Annotated in this window: 10 protein-coding genes; 9 read left to right on the top strand and 1 reads right to left on the bottom strand. The window is 44.5% G+C overall.

What is annotated here, in order from left to right; all coding sequences use genetic code 11:
• The coding region (locus QUA13_RS11110) for a hypothetical protein (RefSeq protein ID WP_333198352.1) at window positions 1-244 on the bottom strand (244 nt) is incomplete at its 3' end.
• Window positions 245-294: 50 nt separating this feature from the next.
• Here QUA13_RS11110 and QUA13_RS11105 point away from each other — a divergent pair.
• From QUA13_RS11105 to QUA13_RS11070, 9 genes are all read left to right on the top strand, one after another.
• Entirely contained in the window at window positions 295-4,158 is a 3,864-nt protein-coding gene (locus QUA13_RS11105) for a calcium-binding protein (RefSeq protein WP_333198351.1), read from the top strand.
• Window positions 4,159-4,248: 90 nt separating this feature from the next.
• Window positions 4,249-6,147 (top strand): SBBP repeat-containing protein, encoded by a 1,899-nt coding sequence (locus tag QUA13_RS11100; RefSeq protein WP_333198350.1) that lies wholly within the window; start codon window positions 4,249-4,251, stop codon window positions 6,145-6,147.
• 224 nt (window positions 6,148-6,371) lie between these two features.
• Window positions 6,372-8,369, top strand: coding sequence for an FG-GAP-like repeat-containing protein (locus tag QUA13_RS11095; RefSeq protein ID WP_333198349.1), 1,998 nt, complete (start codon window positions 6,372-6,374; stop codon window positions 8,367-8,369).
• Between the two features lie 200 nt (window positions 8,370-8,569).
• Entirely contained in the window at window positions 8,570-8,698 is a 129-nt protein-coding gene (locus QUA13_RS11090) for a hypothetical protein (RefSeq protein WP_333198348.1), read from the top strand.
• Window positions 8,695-10,056, top strand: a complete 1,362-nt coding sequence (locus QUA13_RS11085; protein ID WP_333198347.1) for a cytochrome 450 — start codon at window positions 8,695-8,697, stop codon at window positions 10,054-10,056. Before QUA13_RS11090 ends, QUA13_RS11085 begins: the two co-directional genes overlap by 4 nt.
• A 203-nt stretch (window positions 10,057-10,259) precedes the next feature.
• Entirely contained in the window at window positions 10,260-10,805 is a 546-nt protein-coding gene (locus tag QUA13_RS11080) for a hypothetical protein (RefSeq protein WP_333198346.1), read from the top strand.
• Window positions 10,806-11,504: 699 nt separating this feature from the next.
• Entirely contained in the window at window positions 11,505-11,726 is a 222-nt protein-coding gene (locus tag QUA13_RS32745; RefSeq protein ID WP_445242704.1) for a helix-turn-helix domain-containing protein, read from the top strand.
• A gap of 263 nt (window positions 11,727-11,989) precedes the next feature.
• A complete protein-coding gene (locus tag QUA13_RS11075; RefSeq protein ID WP_333198345.1) occupies window positions 11,990-18,811 on the top strand; it encodes a PAS domain S-box protein in 6,822 nt (2,273 codons plus the stop codon).
• Complete coding sequence (locus tag QUA13_RS11070) at window positions 18,808-20,148, top strand: response regulator (RefSeq protein WP_333198344.1); 1,341 nt, start codon at window positions 18,808-18,810, stop codon at window positions 20,146-20,148. Before QUA13_RS11075 ends, QUA13_RS11070 begins: the two co-directional genes overlap by 4 nt.
• The last annotated feature ends 192 nt before the right edge of the window (window positions 20,149-20,340 follow it).

Here is a 20,340-nt window from a genome sequence, read left to right as displayed (position 1 = left end):
ACTCCTGCAACCCCAACCCCAACTTCTGCAACCCCAACCCCAACTCCAACTCCTGCAACCCTAACTCCAACTCCTGCAACCCCAACCCCAACTCCAACTCCTGCAACCCTAACTCCAACTCCTGCAACCCCAACTCCAACTCCTGCAACCCCAACCCCAACTCCTGCAACCCCAACCCCAACTCCTGCGATACCGACACCCACTCCTGCGCCAGCGCCAATTCCTGCGCCAACGCCAACGCCATCAGCAGATGTCGCCGTTACCAATAGCGATAACAAAACCCTTTGGTGCGGTTTGGAAAAAGGATTAGACAAACTAGAAAACATTGTTAACGACCAACTTAATGATTTCAAACTGCCAATCTTAGGAGGACTAAGCGACATTTCTCCGAATTTTATTAGCAATTTCAAAAATAGTCTAGTCAATACCGTAAAAAATGCAACCGATTTCACACCGAGTCAGCTAGAAAATAGCATTCGTGAGGCTGTTGGGTCAACATTCGATGTTAAAGTCGAAAGTAGTTTAAATCCAAATGACAGTAATTTAATCATTAAAATTGGCAAAAAATATCAATTAGATAATATTACTTTTGCTAAAGACTTAGGGCTGCCAGCACTCGGATTGAAAGTCGAAAACCCTCCGAAGCTATCGAATCAAGTTGTCGCATTCTCACCGACTACAAATCTCTCTCGCTTTGCCAATTTATCTAATGATTTAGAAGCATCAAGCCTCAATTCCACTATCAGTAATTCAGCCGCATTAGCACCTGTTATAGATAGTAGTAATGGCTCTCGTTCTAGTGCGATCGTTCCTTCTCAGAGTTTGATTTCGCCAGTTGCTAGTCTTTTCAAGACACCTCAAAAATCGGGATTTGACTATGAATTATCTATTGGCGTCGGTTACAACAAAGATTTTGGCTGCTACATCGATACGGACAATACCAAATTAAACGCTAACTTTAAGTTAGCACTTCCTGAGAAATTTAAAGCTCAAGCCAACCTTGCTTTTTTACAAGCTGAATTCACCGACGATCCCGAAAACCCAACTCAACTAGATGCCAACTTTGAAGTCAAGTTGAATGACTTAGATAATCTAGGCGGTACTGATGATGGCAATCGTTTAACTTTGTCTGAGTTAGACGGCACTTATCAGTTAGAAGACTTATTTCAATCTAGCTTAACAAGTAATGCCAATCTCGGCTTGCACGGCAAAACTAGCATCGACGGCGATGCTGCTTTTCCATCTTTTGACTTTGATTTGGCAGTCAATTGGCCGCTGATTAATTACGCTAACGGTCAATTAACCGGGTCGCAAAAACCCGCAGTTGCATTTAACAATATGCAACTAGATGTGGGGACATTTGTCAATAATTTTGCCAAACCAATTGTCGGTAAAATTTCCGATGTCATTCAACCATTTCGACCAGTTATTGACTTTCTGAAGGCGGACACCAAGTTACTGTCTAAACTAGGTCTAGCTGAACCATTTGATAAAAATGGGGATGGCAAAGTCAGTGTACTAGAACTGGCAGCAAAAATCTCTGGTCGCGATATCGATACTGGCTTTTTAGATGCTGTTGTTAAGGTTGATAAAGTTGTTGCTCTGGCAAACCAAATAGCAAACTATTCTGATAAAATTGACTTGGGTTCCTACACTCTGGGGAATATAGATGTTTCCGATCCCAGTGCTGATCTTAAAAATGCTTCCCCGGTTTCTAAGAATAATTTCCAGAGATTTTTTGAGCAATTTTCTTTGCCGTTTATTTTGCCGGAAATTAAGAAACAAATCGTTAAACAACAAATTAATTTCCAAACAAGTGGCAAAGTCAAGGAATTTTTAAATGATTTACAAGATATTGATGGCTTTGATATGCCACTCTTGACCAAACCGCAAACCGCGATTCAATTGCTGATAGGTAAACCGGATGTTCCGCTATTCACCTATCAGATGCCGAAACTGGGGTTTGACTTTAATATTCAGAAAGATTTTCCGATCTGGGGGCCGATCTATGGTTTAGTTGAAGGCAAGTTTGGTGCTTCAGCTCGTCTAGGATTTGGGTACGATACCTACGGATTAAACCAGTGGAAAAACTCTAATTTTGCTGCGGGTTCTGCTAGCAAAGTTTTGGATGGATTTTATGTGAGCGATCGCGAAAATGCTGACGGTACAGGGCCAGATGTTGACGAACTCAGTCTTGACGCTAGTATTGCGGTGGGTGCTGGGATAGATGCGAAAATTGCCAAGGGTGATGTCAAGGGTGGAATTCAAGGAAAAGTCGGCATCGATCTGATAGATATTGGAGAATTCCAGCCCAAACAAGGCGGTGACGGCAAAATCCGAGCATCAGAAATCGCTTCCCGCATCAGCAAACCCTGGGAACTGTTTGATGTAACAGGACAAGTTAATGCTTTCTTGGGTGCTACAGTTAAGTTAATTTCAGTGAAATTTTGTGAGAAAGATATCTTAGGGGTTACTGTACCTTATCCTTGCGATATAGATTACAAAACAGTCTACGATAATAACATTGCCACATTTGAGTTAGCTAGCTTTAGTTTGGGACCGAGTTCTAGCACTCGGGGCAAAGCAATTAACAGTTACATGACCGGGGCGACAGTCTTCTTCGATGGCAACTTTAATGGAGTAAAAGATGAAAACGAACCGTTCACAATTAGTAATGCCGATGGCAGCTTTAACTTAGATGTATCTCTCCCGGATTTCGACAAAAATAACAGTGGCGAACTCGAATCGGATGAAGGTAGACTTGTCGTTGCAGACGGTATTAGTACCGCTACTTATTTGCCGCAGCAAACAGCGCTAACAGCGACACCCGATGCTACTGTTGTGACGCCTTTAACTACTCTGATGCAGAAGATGGTGGCACAAGGTATCAATCCTAATGAAGCAGAGACTAAAGTTAAGGCAGCATTTGGAGTACCGTCAACAATTGATTTGACTGGCTATGATCCGCTACAGGCAATTACTCAAAACGATCCTAACGGTTTGGCGGTTTATGCAGCACATATTCAGGTACAAAACGTTGTTGTTCAGACGACAATTTTAATCGGCGGGATTTCAGCTAACTCTAAAACCGATATTGCCGATCGCATTATTTCCACTATTGCCAATCAAATTCAATCCGGGGCTGTCGATTTAACCAATCCCGCACAGTTACAAACCATCGTTCAGTCTGCTGCGACTCAACTGCAAGCACAAAAAGCGTCCGATATTGCACCGGAAGTTGCTAAAATTATTGCAGAGGGGAATCAGCGGGTACGGGCGATCGCATCTAGCAACCTCCCGCTTTCAGAAGCAGCTACTAAAATAGCCGAAGTTCAACAGGTAGAACAAGGTGAAGTCGCTAAAGACTTGCAGCAAGTCGCAGCCGGAAATAAGACAATTCAGGAGGCGATCGCAGAAAATACAGGCACATCCTTAGACGCACAAATTCAATCTGCAAGCGTCAATAATCCGACAATTCGCCAGAATATAGACAGTGACTTCACTGCTGCCGAACCTTTCCCAGACAGCGGCATAGAATTAGTCAACAATTCCCCCAATCAAAAAATCGGTACTGATGGCGACGATACTCTAGGCGGCGACAGCAGCGATGACGTTTTAAGTGGCAAAAAGGGAAATGATTTGATATTTGGTTTTAACGGCAATGACTGGATTAATGCCAATCAAGGCAATGACTTAATCAATGGCGGTTTTGACGACGATACCCTTTACGGCGGCAAGGGAATTGATACCATTACAGGTAGCGATGGTGGCGATATTATCTTTGGCAACCGAGGCGACGATGTGCTAGATGGTAGCACTGGCAATGATACTTTGCGCGGAGGCAAGGGAAATGATACTATTATTGGGGGTGATGGCGACGACTTCCTATTCGGTGAAGAGGGAGATGACACTTTGATCGGAGGGAATGGGAGCGATCGCTTCTTCCTCTCTAGCAATTCGGGTATCGATATTATCTTGGATTTTGAAGACGGAAAAGATTTGCTTTCTCTAGGCAACAATCTTACTTTCTCCCAACTGTCAATTACTCAAGAAAACAGTGCAACTTTCATCCGTTTGTCAGCAACCGGAGAAATTTTAGCTGCTCTCAATGGGGTGACGGCAAGTGCGATCGGTGCAGCAAACTTTGGCTCAATCTAATGTCTGGTAATAGGTAGGATATCTAACCCGGATTGGAATTACCCATTACCCGGCTGTTGCACGGGTAAAATCCCTGAAACTACACCAACTATGACACAATCGACGCCTAACTTTGAATGGCTCAAACAATTCGGCACACCCAGTGCCGATTACCTCCAAGGCACAGCACTTGACGGTGCAGGCAATCTCTATCTGATAGGAAATGCCTACGGCTCTTTAGGTGGCACAAATCCAAATAGCAATACCTGGGTAACCAAATATGACAGCAGTGGCCATCAGTTGTGGCTCAAACAGTTAGGGAATCATTCTTCGAGGGAAGTGACAGTAGATAGTGCTGGCAATGTCTACCTGACAGGAACCACTGCTACCGCTTCACCGGGGCCTTTTAACGAATACGACGCTTGGGTGGCTAAGTATGACAGCACCGGCAACCAGTTGTGGCTCAAGAACTTCGATTTCAAAGGCTATGATGAGGATCCCTCATCCCTAGCAGTGGATAATGCTGGCAATGTCTACCTGACAGGAACAACAGGATCTGATGACTATACATTTTTTGGGTGGGGTGGAGGTCCGAAAATACCTTGGGTAGCTAAGTATGACGGCAGTGGCAACCAGTTGTGGTTAAAGGGTGTCGAGTCTGGCAACGGCAAGGCATTCCCCTATGGCATGAAGGTTGACAGCAGTGGCAATGTCTACCTGATGGGCGCAAACGATTCCTCGTTGTTACAAAGATATTCATTGAATTCTTACACCTATATTGACACCTGGGCAACTAAATACGACAGCAATGGCAATCAGTTGTGGCTCCAGCAATTGGGGACTGCTCCTCCTGGCTCTGACTACAGTAGAACAACATTACCCTCAGACTTGGCAGTGGATAGCGCTGGTAATCTCTACCTGACGGGAACAACCTACGGCTCTTTAGGAGGCCCCAATGTAGGCAGTCAAGATATTTGGGCAACTAAGTATGACAACAATGGCAATCGATTGTGGCTGAAGCAATTCGGGAGTCGTGAAGATGATTCTCCCTCAGACTTAGTGGTGGATAACGCTGGCAATCTCTACTTGACAGGAAAAACCAAGGGTACTTTGGGAGGTTCCAATGTCGGCAGTCAAGATATTTGGGCAGCTAAGTACGACAGCAATGGCAATCGGTTGTGGCTCCAGCAATTCGGGAGTCGTGAAGATGATTCTCCCTCAGACTTAGTAGTGAATAGCGCTGGCAATCTCTACCTGACGGGAGAAACCAAAGGCGCTTTGGGAAGTCCTAATGCAGGCGATCGAGATATTTGGGCAACTAAGTACGACAGTAATGGCAATCGGTTGTGGCTCCAGCAATTCGGGACTGCGGAATCTGATTCTCCCTTAAACTTAGAACTCGATCGCGCTGGCAATGTCTATGTGACCGGAGAAACTAAGGGTGCTTTGGGAGGTCCCAATGCCGGCGGTAATGATATTTGGCTTGCTAAATTCGGCACGATCGCAGAGGCAGTTACGCCAACACCAATTATCGGTACTGATGGTGACGATTTCCTTGCAGGCGATCGCAGCAACGATACCATCAGCGGTAAACAGGGAAATGATAGCCTCAGCGGTTTTGATGGCAACGATCAGATGTACGGCGATTTAGGAAATGATTGTCTCGAAGGTAGCAAAGGGAATGACAGTCTCTATGGTGGCAAGGGTAATGATACTTTGCTTGGAGGTAACGGTGATGATTTGTTGGATGGCGGTTTGGGAAATGATAGTTTGACAGGAGGAAATGGGAGCGATCGATTCCTGCTTGCTGCCAATTCTGGGGCTGATACTATTACCGATTTTGAAGATGGCAAAGATTTGCTAATACTCGACACTGGTATTGCTTTTTCGCAACTTTCAATTACCCAAAACAGCAGTGCAAATTTAATCCGCTTGACTGCAACTGGCGAAATTTTAGCTACTCTCAATGGGGTGAGTGCTAACCAAATTAGCATCGCCGATTTCAGTTAAAAAGTCCTGACCGCACGGGTAGCCAGAAACCGGTTTTGTTTTTACAGCAATACTTCGCACTCACCCGCAGGTTCAGTAAAAAAAACGGTTTTTTGGGAAATTACGTCCAGTTCAATATCTATCGACCTTTTGCATCAGTTTCACAACTCGAAATATCAAAGATTACTGCTGTCAATTAAGAGGTAAATGAATCATGTCTACTTTCAGTACCGCAACCAACTTTCTTGTCAGCAGAAATCCCAATTCCGTTGTTGTCGGAGACTTTAACAAAGACGGCAAACCGGCTCGCCACATCCAACGCGTCCTCTGCAAGCATCTCCATCCTGTTGGGAAATGGCGCTGGCAGTTTTGGGACTGCCACCCACTTTTATGTCGGGTCATTCCCCTACCCCCTTATCTTGGGAGACTTTGACAGTGACGGCAACCAGGATATAGCTGTACCTTATGGCGACTCAAAGGTGCCTCACCAGGTAGCCATCCTGTTGGGAAATGGCACAGGTAGCTTTGGACCCGCCACCAGTTTTGGTCTAGGGCCAAATGGTTGGTCTTCTGTTGCTGTGGGTGACTTTAACGGGGACGGGAAGGCAGATATAGCTGCGACAAATGGCTTCTTTAGCGACGTTTCGATCATGTTGGGAACGGGTACAGGTAGCTTTGGGACTGCTACTAAGTTTAATACGGGGACAAAAACAAATCCGTATTCTGTCATCACAGGAGACTTTAATGCTGATGGTAAGCTAGACCTAGCTACGGCAAACAACGGATCTAACAACGTATCGATCCTGTTGGGGACAGGAACAGGCAGTTTTGGAGATCCTACTAACTTTAATGCGGGTACAAGGCCACAGTCTGTTACAGTCGGAGACTTTAACGGTGATAACAAGTCAGACTTAGCCGTAGCAAACAACGGATCTAACAACGTATCGATCCTGTTGGAGACAGGAACAGGCAGTTTTGGAGATCCTACTAACTTTAATGCGGGGACAAAGCCACAGTCTGTTACAGTCGGAGACTTTAACAGCGATAACAAGTCAGACTTAGCCGTAGCAAACAATGAATCTAACAATGTATCGATCCTGTTAGGAAATGGTACAGGCAGTTTTGGTGCTGCCACTAACTTTGGGGCAGGAAAAGGTCCCTATGCCCTTGCTGTTGGAGACTTTGACACTGACGGGAAGACAGACTTAGTTACGACAAACTTATACTCTGATCAAGTCTCGGTTCTGCTGAATCTGACGGCAAATTTCGGTGCAGCAAACTATAGCGCAATTGAAGAAAGCACCGATACGGAAGTTAATGTACCCGTAACTCTCAATGCTACTCCTGCTGTCGATATTACAGTCCCGATCGAAATTAACCCCAGCAGTACAGCTATTCAAAATTCAGACTACACTTTTGCACCTACTACTCTCACATTCATTGCAGGTACTAGCACCCTGACTCAGAATATTGCTGTCACTGTCAAGGCTGACAATATCTCTGAGAACGCCGAAAAAGTGGTGTTCAACTTTGGCATGATTACTGACGAAATTGCAGGTACAACAAAGCAAACAACGCTAACTATTGCTCCCACTGCTGCCGAACCTTTCCCAGATAGCGGCATAGAATTAGTCAACAATTCCCCCAATCAAAAAATCGGTACTGATGGTGACAATACTCTAGGCGGCGACAGTAGCGATGACGTTTTAAGTGGCAAAAAGGGAAATGATTTGATATTTGGTTTTAACGGCAATGACTGGATTAATGCCAATCAAGGTAATGACTTAATCAATGGCGGTTTTGACGACGATACCCTTTACGGCGGCAAGGGAATTGATACCATTACAGGTAGCGATGGTGGCGATATTATCTTTGGAAACCGAGGCGACGATCTGCTAGATGGCAGCACTAGCAATGATACTTTGCGCGGAGGCAAGGGAAATGATACTATTATTGGGGGTAACGGCGACGACTTCTTATTCGGAGAAGATGGAGATGACACTTTGATCGGAGGGAATGGGAGCGATCGCTTCTTGCTCTCTCCCAATTCAGGTATCGATATTATCTTGGATTTTGAAGATGGTAAAGATTTGCTTTCTCTAGGCAACAATCTTACTTTCTCCCAAATGTCTTTTACTCAAGAAAACAGTACAACTTTCATCCGTTCCTCAGTCAACGGAGAAATTTTAGCTGCTCTCAATGGGGTATCCTCCACTCTAATTAATGTCGCCGATTTGGGCTAAATTTAATAGCAAGTAGTCGCACATAACTACGGTTCATGTGCGGCTCTCAGAGATTGGGGCTAATACTTTAGATGCAGAAAGTATATCTACTTACCAGCAATCGTTAAAAATTCCACTCAATCTCCGGAAAAAGGCTAGAATTGGGCGCAGACATATTCAGTAAAACTATCTCTATATTGCCACTACGTGCACAAAGAAAAATGGCTATAGTTATACTTACTGATTTGGGCAATGAAGCGGGTATTCAATCCCGCTCAATTGCCGCTCAATACCCTCTTGCTGCTAAATGCGAAGCGCGTTATGGCGAAGGATTCTCGGAGGAATTATGATGAACCTAAATTTAGATACTATTTTCTCATCGCTGATGAACCCGGCCCTGAACGAGTTTCAGGTTTGGGCTTTGCAAAACCCGCAAGAAAGTCTCAGCAAAACGATGCTACCGCCGATCGCCCTGATTGAGGGTTTGATTGCCAACGAACCCACCTATTTGCAAGTAAAACGGCTGGCTTTCGGAGCCAACTTTTGCTGCGCGGGGCAAGTCGTGATGGGAGAGTTTGACACCCTAGAAAAAGCACTCACATCCCCCCAGGCGCGCGGATGGCGGCTTGGTACTTCTGTACTCGATCCAGATCGCGCGCCCAACCAAGATGTCGGCGGCAGAAACCTTTTTCTACTGTCTTTGTCCGATCGCGAAACTGAAGATAGCAGCAACCACGCAGCATTCCGAAGCTGTATGCAGAAATATCTGTTCAACAGTGCGACAACGGATCGCCAGGGGGACGAAATCAGCAGAAGGTTGCTCGATCGGCTAGCCGCAGATTATGCCGAGATGTCGCACGGTGCGGGGGGAGCGTTTTTTACCGATGTCAAGCGCGGTTGGATGGGATTTTTAGTCCGATACCTGCACTACGTCATCTTTGGGATTAATCCAGACGATTCAGAGTCGATCGAACTCCTCACCGAATTGCATTACACTCGCCAAAGCCCGCTGCACTACTTTGCCGTCATCGGCAACCTGCTGCAAAGCCTGAACCTCTTTGGACACGGGGATTTGTCCGCTCTAATCGAGCGTGCAGCGACTATCTATGAAAATTCCCCAGCTTTAGCCGACTTCGAGGAGAGCTCGGAAAACAATGGCATGACTAAGCGGGAATTGGCAAAGCTGATGACATCAATTATGGGGATAGCGGGACTGCAAGGCCCCCTGCACCTAGGCTACACGGCAATGGGATATCGCCCTCTCCCCGCCTATAAAGGACAGCAGACGGCCGAAATTAACCCGACTGATTTTTGGGATCGGCTCGATTTGGACGATCGCCAGTCGATCGAGATCTTCCTCCTGGAATGCGCCCGCCTCTGGGCCCCCGTCAGCGCCACCCACCGAGTCGCGACAGAGCCTTTCACCGCAACGGTAGCGGGCAAAGAGCGCACTTTCCCTGCCGGAACCAAGGTACTGATACCGCTCAGCCTGGGGCTGCTAGACGAGAGTTTCTGGGGTTCTACGGTATACGAATTCAACGCTAAGCGGGAGAATCTCTGCCCTTTTCATATGGGATTTCATTCGGTGGGCGATCGCAGCGCGGGACGGATTTGCCCCGGTAAAGACATCGCACTCAAGATGCTGGTGGATGTCGTGAGTACGGTAGGCAAAGTGCGCCGAGCCTCTGAGCCTAACTTGCGGCGGTAATTAATCCAAAAGCTCGATCGTAGATATTGGGTAGGGACTTAGGCACTCGCGGTGTCTCAAACTGTATTTCATCCGATTGAAAACTGCTATCAGACTCGGCGGTTGAAACCGATCCTATCCAAACTATCGATCGAGCGACTAAGAAATCAAGGGGGTATCTAATAGGAAACCAAAACACAACTATTTTGAGGATAGATAATACCATGTTAATCGAAGAAAAGCAACTAAAAGACATCGCGAATTGGATGAAAGTAGAACATCCAGCGGAGTTACCCGAAGTCCTGCAAGGTATCTTTTTTATGGACGGGAATGTTTTACCAGACGATTGTCTGACGATGTACAGTTCAGACTGGAATGCTGACAAACGGACGTTATTGCTGCGCGTTTTTGACCCTGTTATCTGGACATTTTATTCATCAATGGCGGGACGGATGTTAATTTATTTAGTTAAATTTTCTCGCTTCAGCTACTTGTTCCGATTCTCGGATGCAACTTTGCAGCACGGGCACATTACGCCGATAGTGTTTGGATTGTCTGTGCCGGAGTGGCTGGTAGATTTTTTGATCGATCGAGATCCGAATACTCCGAATGGAGATATCTGGCATCGGACAAACTCGTTTTTCGGCAGACCTCCTGACAGCGGATATACACTCCGCAGGATTGTAGACAAAGATGGCAACTACACATCAGCTTTTCCAGATATGCTGTCTAAAGTGGAGAGTGATTGTTTAATCATTGCCAAAGAGTGAAAATATTTACAAAAACGACAAAACCCGCTTAATTAGGCGGGTTTTGTCGAGCAAAGCGCCGCGGTTTGAACCGACGGCCCCCACTACACACATTTTTATTTGCTAGCCTATAAAGGCTATGCAGCAAGCTCTCGCAGGCTATTGTCAATTATTCATATCAATACTTCGGATTGTGTGTGATTGGCAACTGTAGAATAAGGGTTTCAGGGCGATTCGGCAATCCATCTGCTTAGCCGTAAATCTAGGGTTTCAGGCTACGACTTAAAAAGTTTCCAAACTATTGGAAGCTATAAAAAAAACTAAAGATACGAAATTTTTGCCAAACGAGACTGTTGCTAAATAGGTGTAACCATCCCGTTGTGTTCAAGAGTGCGATCTTACTCCCCGGATCGATCACGAATTGAGTTGTCAGGAGTCAAAAATCACAGGGATTATTCGTTCGGAAGTTGCCAGAAATTCAGAGACTCTTGATGCCACGCTAGCCAATGCGATCGATAGACATCTCCGAAATAAAAAATTGGTTGCAGGATGGCAGACATTATAAAAGAGAATTTTACCGATAAAAAAGACATGAGTCAGCTTCATAAATATATTGATAATCATCCATCGGAAACTCAAAATTTGCTAGGTATTAACTAGGAGCAACTGATAAGTTTATTTATTCACTTTGAGGGTTGGGACGCTCAAAAACAAGCATAAATAGAACACAAAAAAACTAAAATTATTAAAACCGGAGGCGAGAAACCTCGTAAGTTAACAGTTGCCAAGGAAATCCTATTAACTTTAGTAAACTTACACCAATTGCCAATACTTCAAATATTAGGAGTACAATTTGACGTAAGTGAAACAACAGCCAATGACATCTTTCATCCTTGGTTAGATGTTTTGCTAGAATGGTTGCCAGCGAGTTTATTAAAATAAGTAATAAGCAATAAAAATAACTGTCTAGGGCTAGAAAAAATATTGAGTAAATTTGAATTAATAGTAGACAGCTATGAACATCCATGTGAAATAGCTACAGACTATCAAAAACCAAAAAAGTATTATTCAGGAAAGCAAAAAAAACAGACATTTAAAATTGTTTGTACAGAACGCGGACTGACAATTTCAGGCACATTAGGAATTTTCCTGGTTTGGTAGGTAAACTATAAATGTAGTAATCCCAATTTTTAGAGGACTGGAAAATGGATGCAATTACTGACCTGCCGGGGTATCGCATAATAGAACAACTCTATGCAGGATCTCGCACTCTAGTCTATCGGGTTGTTCGGGAGAGCGATCGCACTCCAGTCGTCATCAAACTGCTGCGGAACGAATACCCCAGCTTCAGCGAATTGGTGCATTTTCGCAACCAATATACCATTGCCAAAAATCTCAACCTCCCCAGTATTGTTAAACCCTTTGATTTAGCACCGTACAAAAACGCCTATGCTTTGATAATGGAGGACTTTGGAGGAGTCTCTCTGTCTACTTATCTCAAGGCAGCAACCGATCAAAACCAACCCGATAAATCTGGATCTTTAGAAAACTTTCTCAACAAGGCTTTGCAACTAGCAGAGATTCTCCACTATCTCTACCAAAACCGAGTTATTCATAAAGATATCAAACCCGCCAATCTCCTGATTCATCCAGATAGCCAACAAATTAAGCTCATTGACTTCAGTATTTCTTCCCTGCTTCCCCGTGAAACCCAAGAGATCCAGAATCCCAACCTCCTCGAAGGAACATTAGCCTATATCTCTCCAGAACAGACAGGAAGAATGAATCGAGGCATTGACTATCGCAGTGACTTTTATTCTCTCGGGGTAACCTTCTATGAATTGTTGACAAGACAGTTACCCTTTGCGTCTGACGACCCAATGGAGTTAGTGCATTGTCATCTAGCCAAACAGCCGATTTTGGTACATCAAATCAATCCAAAAGTTCCCCTAGTTTTGTCCCAAATTGTCAGTAAGCTGATGGCGAAGAATGCCGAACACCGCTATCAAACTGCATTAGGACTGAAGCACGATTTAGAGATTTGTCTGGCTCAATTACAAAAAACGGGTAACATTGAGACGTTTGCATTAGGAACGCGGGATATTACAGACCGTTTCCTCATACCCGAAAAGCTCTACGGCAGAGAAACTGAAGTTGATAATTTATTAGCAGCCTTTGAACGAGTCAGTGCGGGCAGCACCGAAATGAAGCTAGTGGCAGGTTTTTCTGGCATTGGCAAAACGGCAGTAGTGAATGAAGTTCATAAGCCGATTGTTCGTCAGCGCGGTTATTTTATTAAGGGCAAATACGATCAATTTCAGCGCAACATTCCCTTTTCGGCTTTTGTGCAAGCTTTTCGAGATTTGATGGGGCAATTGCTATCAGAATCGGATACCCAACTGCAAACATGGAAAACCAGGATTCTGTCAGTAGTTGGAGACAACGGGCAAGTGCTGATTGAGGTGATTCCTGAGTTAGAACGAATCATTGGCTGTCAAACTCCTGCACCAGAACTCTCGGGAAGTGCGGCACAGAATCGCTTCAATATGCTAATGCAAAAATTTGTGCAAGTGTTTACCATAGAAGAACATCCTTTAGTGATGTTTTTGGACGATTTGCAGTGGGCGGATGGCGCATCTTTGAAGTTATTACAACTGTTGATAGAGGATACGGGGCATTTATTGGTGTTGGGTGCTTATCGGGATAATGAAGTGTCGCCCGTTCACCCGTTTATCTTAACGGTGGATGAGATTGTTAAGTCTGGGGCGACGGTTAATAATATTACGCTACAACCGTTGAGTTTAGCGGATATGAATCAATTGGTGGCAGATACGCTGAATTGCGATTTGCCTATTGCTCAACCATTGACAGAATTGGTGTATAAAAAAACTCAGGGTAATCCCTTCTTTGCCACCAAGTTTCTCAAGGCATTACATGACGATGGGTTGATTACCTTTGATGGGAATATACGGTATTGGCAGTGCGATATTGCTCGAGTCAGAGCTTTAGCTATCACCGATGATGTGGTGGAGTTTATGGCACTGCAATTGCAGAAGCTACCGATCGCAACTCAGGCTGTACTGAAGTTGGCGGCTTGTATTGGAGCGCAGTTTGATTTAGCTACTTTGGCGATAGTTTCAGAAAAGTCATCCGAAGAAACGGCGGCTGATTTGTGGAAAGCGTTACAAGAAGGCTTGCTCATCCCCACCACCGAAGTCTATAAATTCTTCACCCAAAGTGACAATATCGCTACTCTTAACCAAGCTGCAGCTAATGCAAATTATAAATTCCTGCACGATCGCGTCCAGCAAGCCGCATATTCGCTAATTCCCGATTCAAAGAAAAAAGCAACCCATCTCAAAGTCGGACAATTACTTCAGCAAAATTGCTCAGCAATAGAGCAAGAGGAAAAACTGTTTAATATTGTCGGGCATTTGAATCGAGGAATTGAGTTAATTACTCAACCGAACGATCGCCTTGCCTTAGCTCAACTAAACTTAGCAGCCGGACGCAAGGCAAGAAGTTCTACCGCATACAGTGCGGCAAGAGTTTATCTGCAAACGGGGATGGGGCTACTAGAGGTAAATTGTTGGCAAAGTCAGTATGAATTGACTCTGAACCTCTATGTTGCAGCCGCCGAAGCTGCCTCTTTGAATGGTGACTTTGACGGAATGGAGCAGATTGCAGGACTGGTATTGCAATCTGCTCAGTCGATGTTAGACAAAGTTAAAATTTACGAAATTCAGATTGCCGCACAGATAGCTCAGAGCAAGGCATTAGCAGCCATTGCATTAGCCAGAGATGCACTCGGACAATTAGGGGTGGAACTGCCCACCGAAGCTGACGAAGCATTAATTGGCAAAGCGCTACAAACCCTAGCCACCCAACTTCAGGGCAAACGGATTGAAGAACTAGCCGAGTTGCCGGTGATGAGCGATGCCAAGGCGACTGCTGCCATGCAACTGTTAGCAATATTATTTGCACCCATTATCCAGGGAAGACCAGGTTTACTGCCCCTACTGAGTTCCACGATGGTAAGTTTATCGCTCTCCTGTGGAAATACACCCGCATCAATTGTGGGATATGCGATTCACGGCATGGTGCTGTGTGCCTTTTTGGGAGAAGTTGAAACAGGCTACGCTTTGGGTAAATTGGCATTCTCATTGATTGAGCGCTTCAATGTGAGGGAATTCAAGTGCATAATTCTGGCTATGTTTGGGTTCTATATTCAGCATCACAAGGAAGCTCTCAGAGCAACGATACCGACGCTGAAAGATGGCTATCTAGCAGGCATGGAAACTGGTGATTTTGTCCACGCTGGCTACAGCATAATCAATCACTTTTACGCCAACTTTTTCAGTGGAGTAGAACTAGACACTTTAGAAACCGAAATAGCAGCTTATAGCGCAGTCATGGTGCAGGCAAAGCAAAATTCTGCCCGAGTTTATTTAGGGATGATGCTGCAGATAGTGCGCAACTTGAGGGAAACTGTAAGTCAACCGAATTGCTTAATCGGCGATGCCTACGATGAAACGGTGATGCTTCCTAAGCATCATCAGGACAACGAACTTTCGTTGAGCGCTTTTGCTTACATCTACAAACTGCTCCTTGCCTACTTGTTTGGCAATTATCCGGCGGCCCTAGACCACATTGCGCAAGCCGAACAGTATTTTATGGCAGTATCAGGAGTGATTGTTGTTCCCATTTTCCATTTCTATGTAGCTCTGACGCACCTGGCGCTCTTCCCCACCCAGTCAGAAATTGAACAAGCGGAAATTCTCGCCTCTGTAGAAACCCATCAAACTACTCTGCAACAGTGGGCGCAAAATGCTCCAATGAATCATTTGCATAAGTGGTATTTGGTTGAAGCAGAAAAGCATCGAGTTTTGGGTAATAAAGCTGAGGCGATGGATTTTTACGATCGCGCGATCGCAGGAGCCAAAGAAAACGAATATCTCCAAGAAGAAGCGTTAGCCAACGAATTAGCTGCCAAGTTCTACCTTGACTGGCGCCAAGAAAAAGTTGCCGCAGCCTATATGCAGGAGGCATATTACTGTTATGCTCGCTGGGGTGCAGTAGCCAAGGTTCGACACCTAGAAGAAACATATCCGCAGTTACTTCAAAGGGTTCCCAAGCGAGAGACCGTATCTATAAATAGCACCCAACCGATCGATTTAACCACAATGACAGATACAAGTATACTAGATTTTGCGACAGTAATGAAAGCCTCGCAAGTGCTTGCTGGGGAGATTGTTCTCGATAACTTACTAGAAAAATTACTGAAAATTGTCTTAGAAAATGCCGGGGCAACTTCGGGCTTCCTCATCTTAGATAGAGGCAGTGAGCTGTGGATAGAAGCAGCCGGGACGATTGAGTCAGCTCAAGTATTTGTGCATCAAGCAGTCCCGGTTGAAAACAGTTCATTAGTTCCACCTTCAGTAATTAATTATGTTGCTAGAACTAAACAAGATGTCGTTATAGCCGATGCGCGTATAGCTGAAAAATTTTTCAATGATTCTTACATAAAATTGCATCAACCTAAGTCTATTTTGTGTACTACCATTCAAGGGCAAGGTAAATTGATCGGCATTGTTTACCTAGAAAACAATTTAACTACAAGCGCGTTTACTCCCAACTGTTTGTCAGTGGTGAGACTGTTGTGTTCCCTAGCGGCAATTTCCCTGAAAAATGCCCAACTCTATGACCAACTAGGGGAATACTCGCGAACGCTGGAACGTAAGGTTATAGAAAGAACTCAAGAATTGCAACAGGAAATCGCTGTCAGAATGCAGACAGAAAGAGCCTTGGGCCAGTCTGAGGAAAAGTTTTCTAAAGCCTTTCGTTCCAGTCCTAACCCGATCGCGATCGCCAGGTTTGCAGATGGACGCTACATCGAAGTCAACGACAGTTTCCTCAGCACTTTTAGTTACTCTCGCGAACAGGTAATTGGTTTTACACCTATTGAGTTGAATCTTTGGGTTAATTTAGAAGAATGTGGCAGATACAGAGAGCTATTGCAAGAATCAGGAGTGCTTCGCAATGAGGAATTTGATTGTCGTACTTCTTCAGGCGAGGTGAGGAAGATGCTGGTATCAGCAGATATTATTGAGCTGGGTGGAGAAGCGTGTATTCTCTTAGTCACTAACGACATCACCGATCGCCAAAAGGTAGAAGAAGCGCTCAAAGAAAGCGAGGGTAAATATCGCGACTTAGTTGAAACATCGCAGGATATGATTTGGTCAGTTGATGCTGAAGGGCGTTATACCTTCGTCAACGCTGCCGTTCAACAGATTTTTGGTTACTGCCCTGAAGAAATGATAGGACGAAAATTCAGCGATTTTAAGTCCCCTGAACAGTTTGTGAAAGATAACGATATAATTCAGCGCACGCTGAACGGAGAGTCATTTTTTAAGTATGAAACTCTACAATTAGCTAAAGATAGCAGACCTATCAATCTCCGGGCTAATGGAATTGTAGTACGGGATTCTGAGGGAAATGTTCTAGGAGTAACTGGCACAGCAAGCGATATTACGGAAAGCAAAAAAGCAGAGGAAGCCTTACAACAAGCCAAAGAAGTGGCAGATGCGGCTAACAAGGCTAAAAGCGAATTTTTGTCAAATATGAGTCACGAACTGCGAACTCCCCTCAATGCAATTCTGGGCTTTACCCAAGTGCTGGCCCGAGACGTATCCCTTTCTCACATACAGCAGGAACAGATCGGCATCATTAGTCGCTCTGGAGAGCATTTGCTGGCACTGATTAATGACGTGCTGGAAATGTCCAAAATCGAGGCAGGTCGGATTACCTTAAATCCTACTAGCTTTGACCTGTATCACTTGCTAACCTCTCTAGAAGAAATGCTCAAACTAAAAGCTGATTCTAAAGGTTTACAACTCAATTTGCATATCAATTCCAACATTCCTCAGTATGTAAAGACTGACGAAAGTAAATTGCGTCAAGTCTTGATTAATCTGCTAGGAAATGCGATAAAGTTTACTACGCAGGGAAGTGTGACTCTTCGGGTTGCAGCAATTAGTGCGAAACAAAAGTCCCCAACAGACAACGAACCACGGACTATTACGTTTGAAGTCGAAGACACCGGCCACGGCATTGCTCCTACTGAGGTAGATTCTTTATTTGAGGCTTTTGTACAAACTGACGCGGGTCGGAAATCTCAAGAAGGAACTGGCTTGGGTTTACCCATCAGCAGACAATTCGTACAACTGATGGGAGGAGACATTACCGTCCGCAGTACCTTGAATCGAGGAACAATTTTTAGTTTTGATATCCAAATTAGCTCCCCTGAGATGGCTGAAGTTCAACCTCGACAATCAAGAAAGCGGGTAATTGGTTTAGAACCCAACCAACCCTCATATCGCATCTTGGTGGTTGATGATAAATGGGAGAGCCGTTTACTACTGGTTCATCTTCTCGAACCGCTTGGATTGGAGGTGCGCCAAGCAGTAAATGGTCAAGAAGCTATTAGAATCTGGGAAACTTGGAAACCCCACCTAATTTGGATGGATATGCAAATGCCTGTGATGGACGGGTATGAGGCTACCAGACAAATTAAAGCCAAGATTCAAGAGGAGGCTACCCCCATCGTTGCGTTGACCGCTAGCGCTTTTGAGGAAGAGCGAGCCATTGTTTTATCATCAGGCTGTGATGATTTTGTCAGCAAGCCTTTCCGAGAAGAAGTTATTTTTGCCAAAATGGCTGAACATTTAGGGGTACAGTATCTCTATGAAGATTTACCGAACTTTACATTATCTCAGTTTGGGAGTCAAGACTTGAGTTTAAAAGCAGTGGAAAAAACTGAAATTTTGATGACAACTTTGGCGGCAATGCCTGGAGATTGGGTGATACAGTTACATCAAGCAGCTATCGATGCTGATGCAGAGGTGATTTTAAGTTTGGTTGCCGCCATCCGCGAATCCCATACTTCTTTAGCAGAGACGATCGCTGATTGGGCTAACAACTTTCGGTTTGATAAAATCACTAACTTAACTGAAGAAATCATTCCATGAACAGCCAGCAATTAGAATCTCATTTTGCCAATCTTTTAGTGGTTGACGATACCCCAGACAACCTGCGTCTTTTATCCACTATGCTAAGCGACACAGGATATAAAGTTCGGGGCGTAATAAACGGGGAAATGGCATTAAAAGCAGCGCGTTCTACCCCACCAGATTTGATTTTGCTCGACATCACTATGCCCCAGATGAACGGCTATGAAGTTTGCCAACACCTAAAAGCGGATTGTAGAACTTCGGGTATTCCAGTGATTTTTCTGAGCGCCCTAGATCAAGTGTTAGATAAAGTCACAGCATTTGCTGTTGGAGGAGTAGACTACATCACCAAGCCATTTCATTTAGAAGAAGTTTTAGCTCGTGTCGAAAATCAACTAACTCTTCAGCGTTTGCAAAAACAACTGCACGAGCAAAATGCGCGATTGCAGGAGTCAGAAGCTAAAGAACGGGAGAAATCCCAACAATTAGAGCTGACTCTACAACAGTTACAACATACGCAAGCTCAACTCATCCAAAGCGAGAAAATGTCAAGTTTAGGGAATGTTGTAGCGGGGGTAGCTCACGAAATTAACAATCCGATTAGCTTCATTAAAGGGAACCTCTCGCCCGTAAGGGAGTACACTGAAGATTTGCTGAGGCTGGTGCAACTCTACGTAGAAGATTTCCCCAATCCCACAGCAGCTATCCAGGAACAACTGGAGGCGATCGATTTCACTTTTCTCAGGAATGACTTGCCGAAGCTAATTGCTTCTATGAGGATAGGAGCTGACCGAATCGGAGAAATAGTGCACTCGCTGCGGAATTTTTCCCGATTAGATGAAGCTGAGTTGAAAGCGGTGGATATCCATGAAGGGCTTGAAAGTACACTGATGATTTTGCAACATCGGCTAAAAGATGAAGCAGAGCAAACGATAATTAAAGTGGTAAAAGAGTATGAGGCTCTGCCCAAGATAGAATGCTATGCGGGGCAAATGAATCAGGTTTTTATGAACATCCTGACTAATGCTATTGATGCGTTACAATCACAAAAAAGTTGGGCAAAAGAGGCAGATGATAACAGCCCCATCCCTACTATTACTATTTGCACGAAGTTACTCTCCGACTTAAAAGTGGGTATTGATATTACTGATAATGGGCCCGGCATAACTGAAGATATTCAACAACGCATATTTGAGCCATTTTTTACAACGAAGGAAGTGGGTCAAGGAAAGGGTTTGGGGTTATCGATTAGCTATGCTATTGTAGTGGACAACCACCGCGGGCAAATCCGTTGTCTTTCGGTACCCGCTCAAGGGGCGACATTGGCAATCGAAATTCCGATTCACCACTTTTAAAAATATTTTTTTAAATAAAATTTGGCAGGGTTATAACAACCATGTATTATTGACCGCCCTTAAAATAAATCGGTTTTTACAGCACAACGATATCTGCTAATAAAGATTTACAAGACATTAGACCTCTTGCGAAAGTGCGATCGTTCTAGGTAAAATAAAAGAAAAAATGAGCTTAATAATATGAATTACGAA

Source organism: Microcoleus sp. S28C3 (genome assembly GCF_036700785.1).
In the GTDB taxonomy this organism is placed as follows: domain Bacteria; phylum Cyanobacteriota; class Cyanobacteriia; order Cyanobacteriales; family Microcoleaceae; genus Microcoleus; species Microcoleus asticus.
The sequence above is the reverse complement of the archived record's forward strand: the minus strand, read 5'-3'. Positions and strand labels throughout refer to the sequence as shown.

Bases quoted from the DNA above. Each gene is read 5' to 3' on its own strand.
- QUA13_RS11085 (WP_333198347.1), top strand. From the start codon at position 8,695: ATGATGAACCTAAATTTAGATACTATTTTCTCATCGCTGATGAACCCG.
- QUA13_RS11080 (WP_333198346.1), top strand. From the start codon at position 10,260: ATGTTAATCGAAGAAAAGCAACTAAAAGACATCGCGAATTGGATGAAA.
- QUA13_RS11075 (WP_333198345.1), top strand. From the start codon at position 11,990: ATGGATGCAATTACTGACCTGCCGGGGTATCGCATAATAGAACAACTC.
- QUA13_RS11070 (WP_333198344.1), top strand. From the start codon at position 18,808: ATGAACAGCCAGCAATTAGAATCTCATTTTGCCAATCTTTTAGTGGTT.
- QUA13_RS11090 (WP_333198348.1), top strand. From the start codon at position 8,570: ATGGCTATAGTTATACTTACTGATTTGGGCAATGAAGCGGGTATTCAA.
- QUA13_RS11100 (WP_333198350.1), top strand. From the start codon at position 4,249: ATGACACAATCGACGCCTAACTTTGAATGGCTCAAACAATTCGGCACA.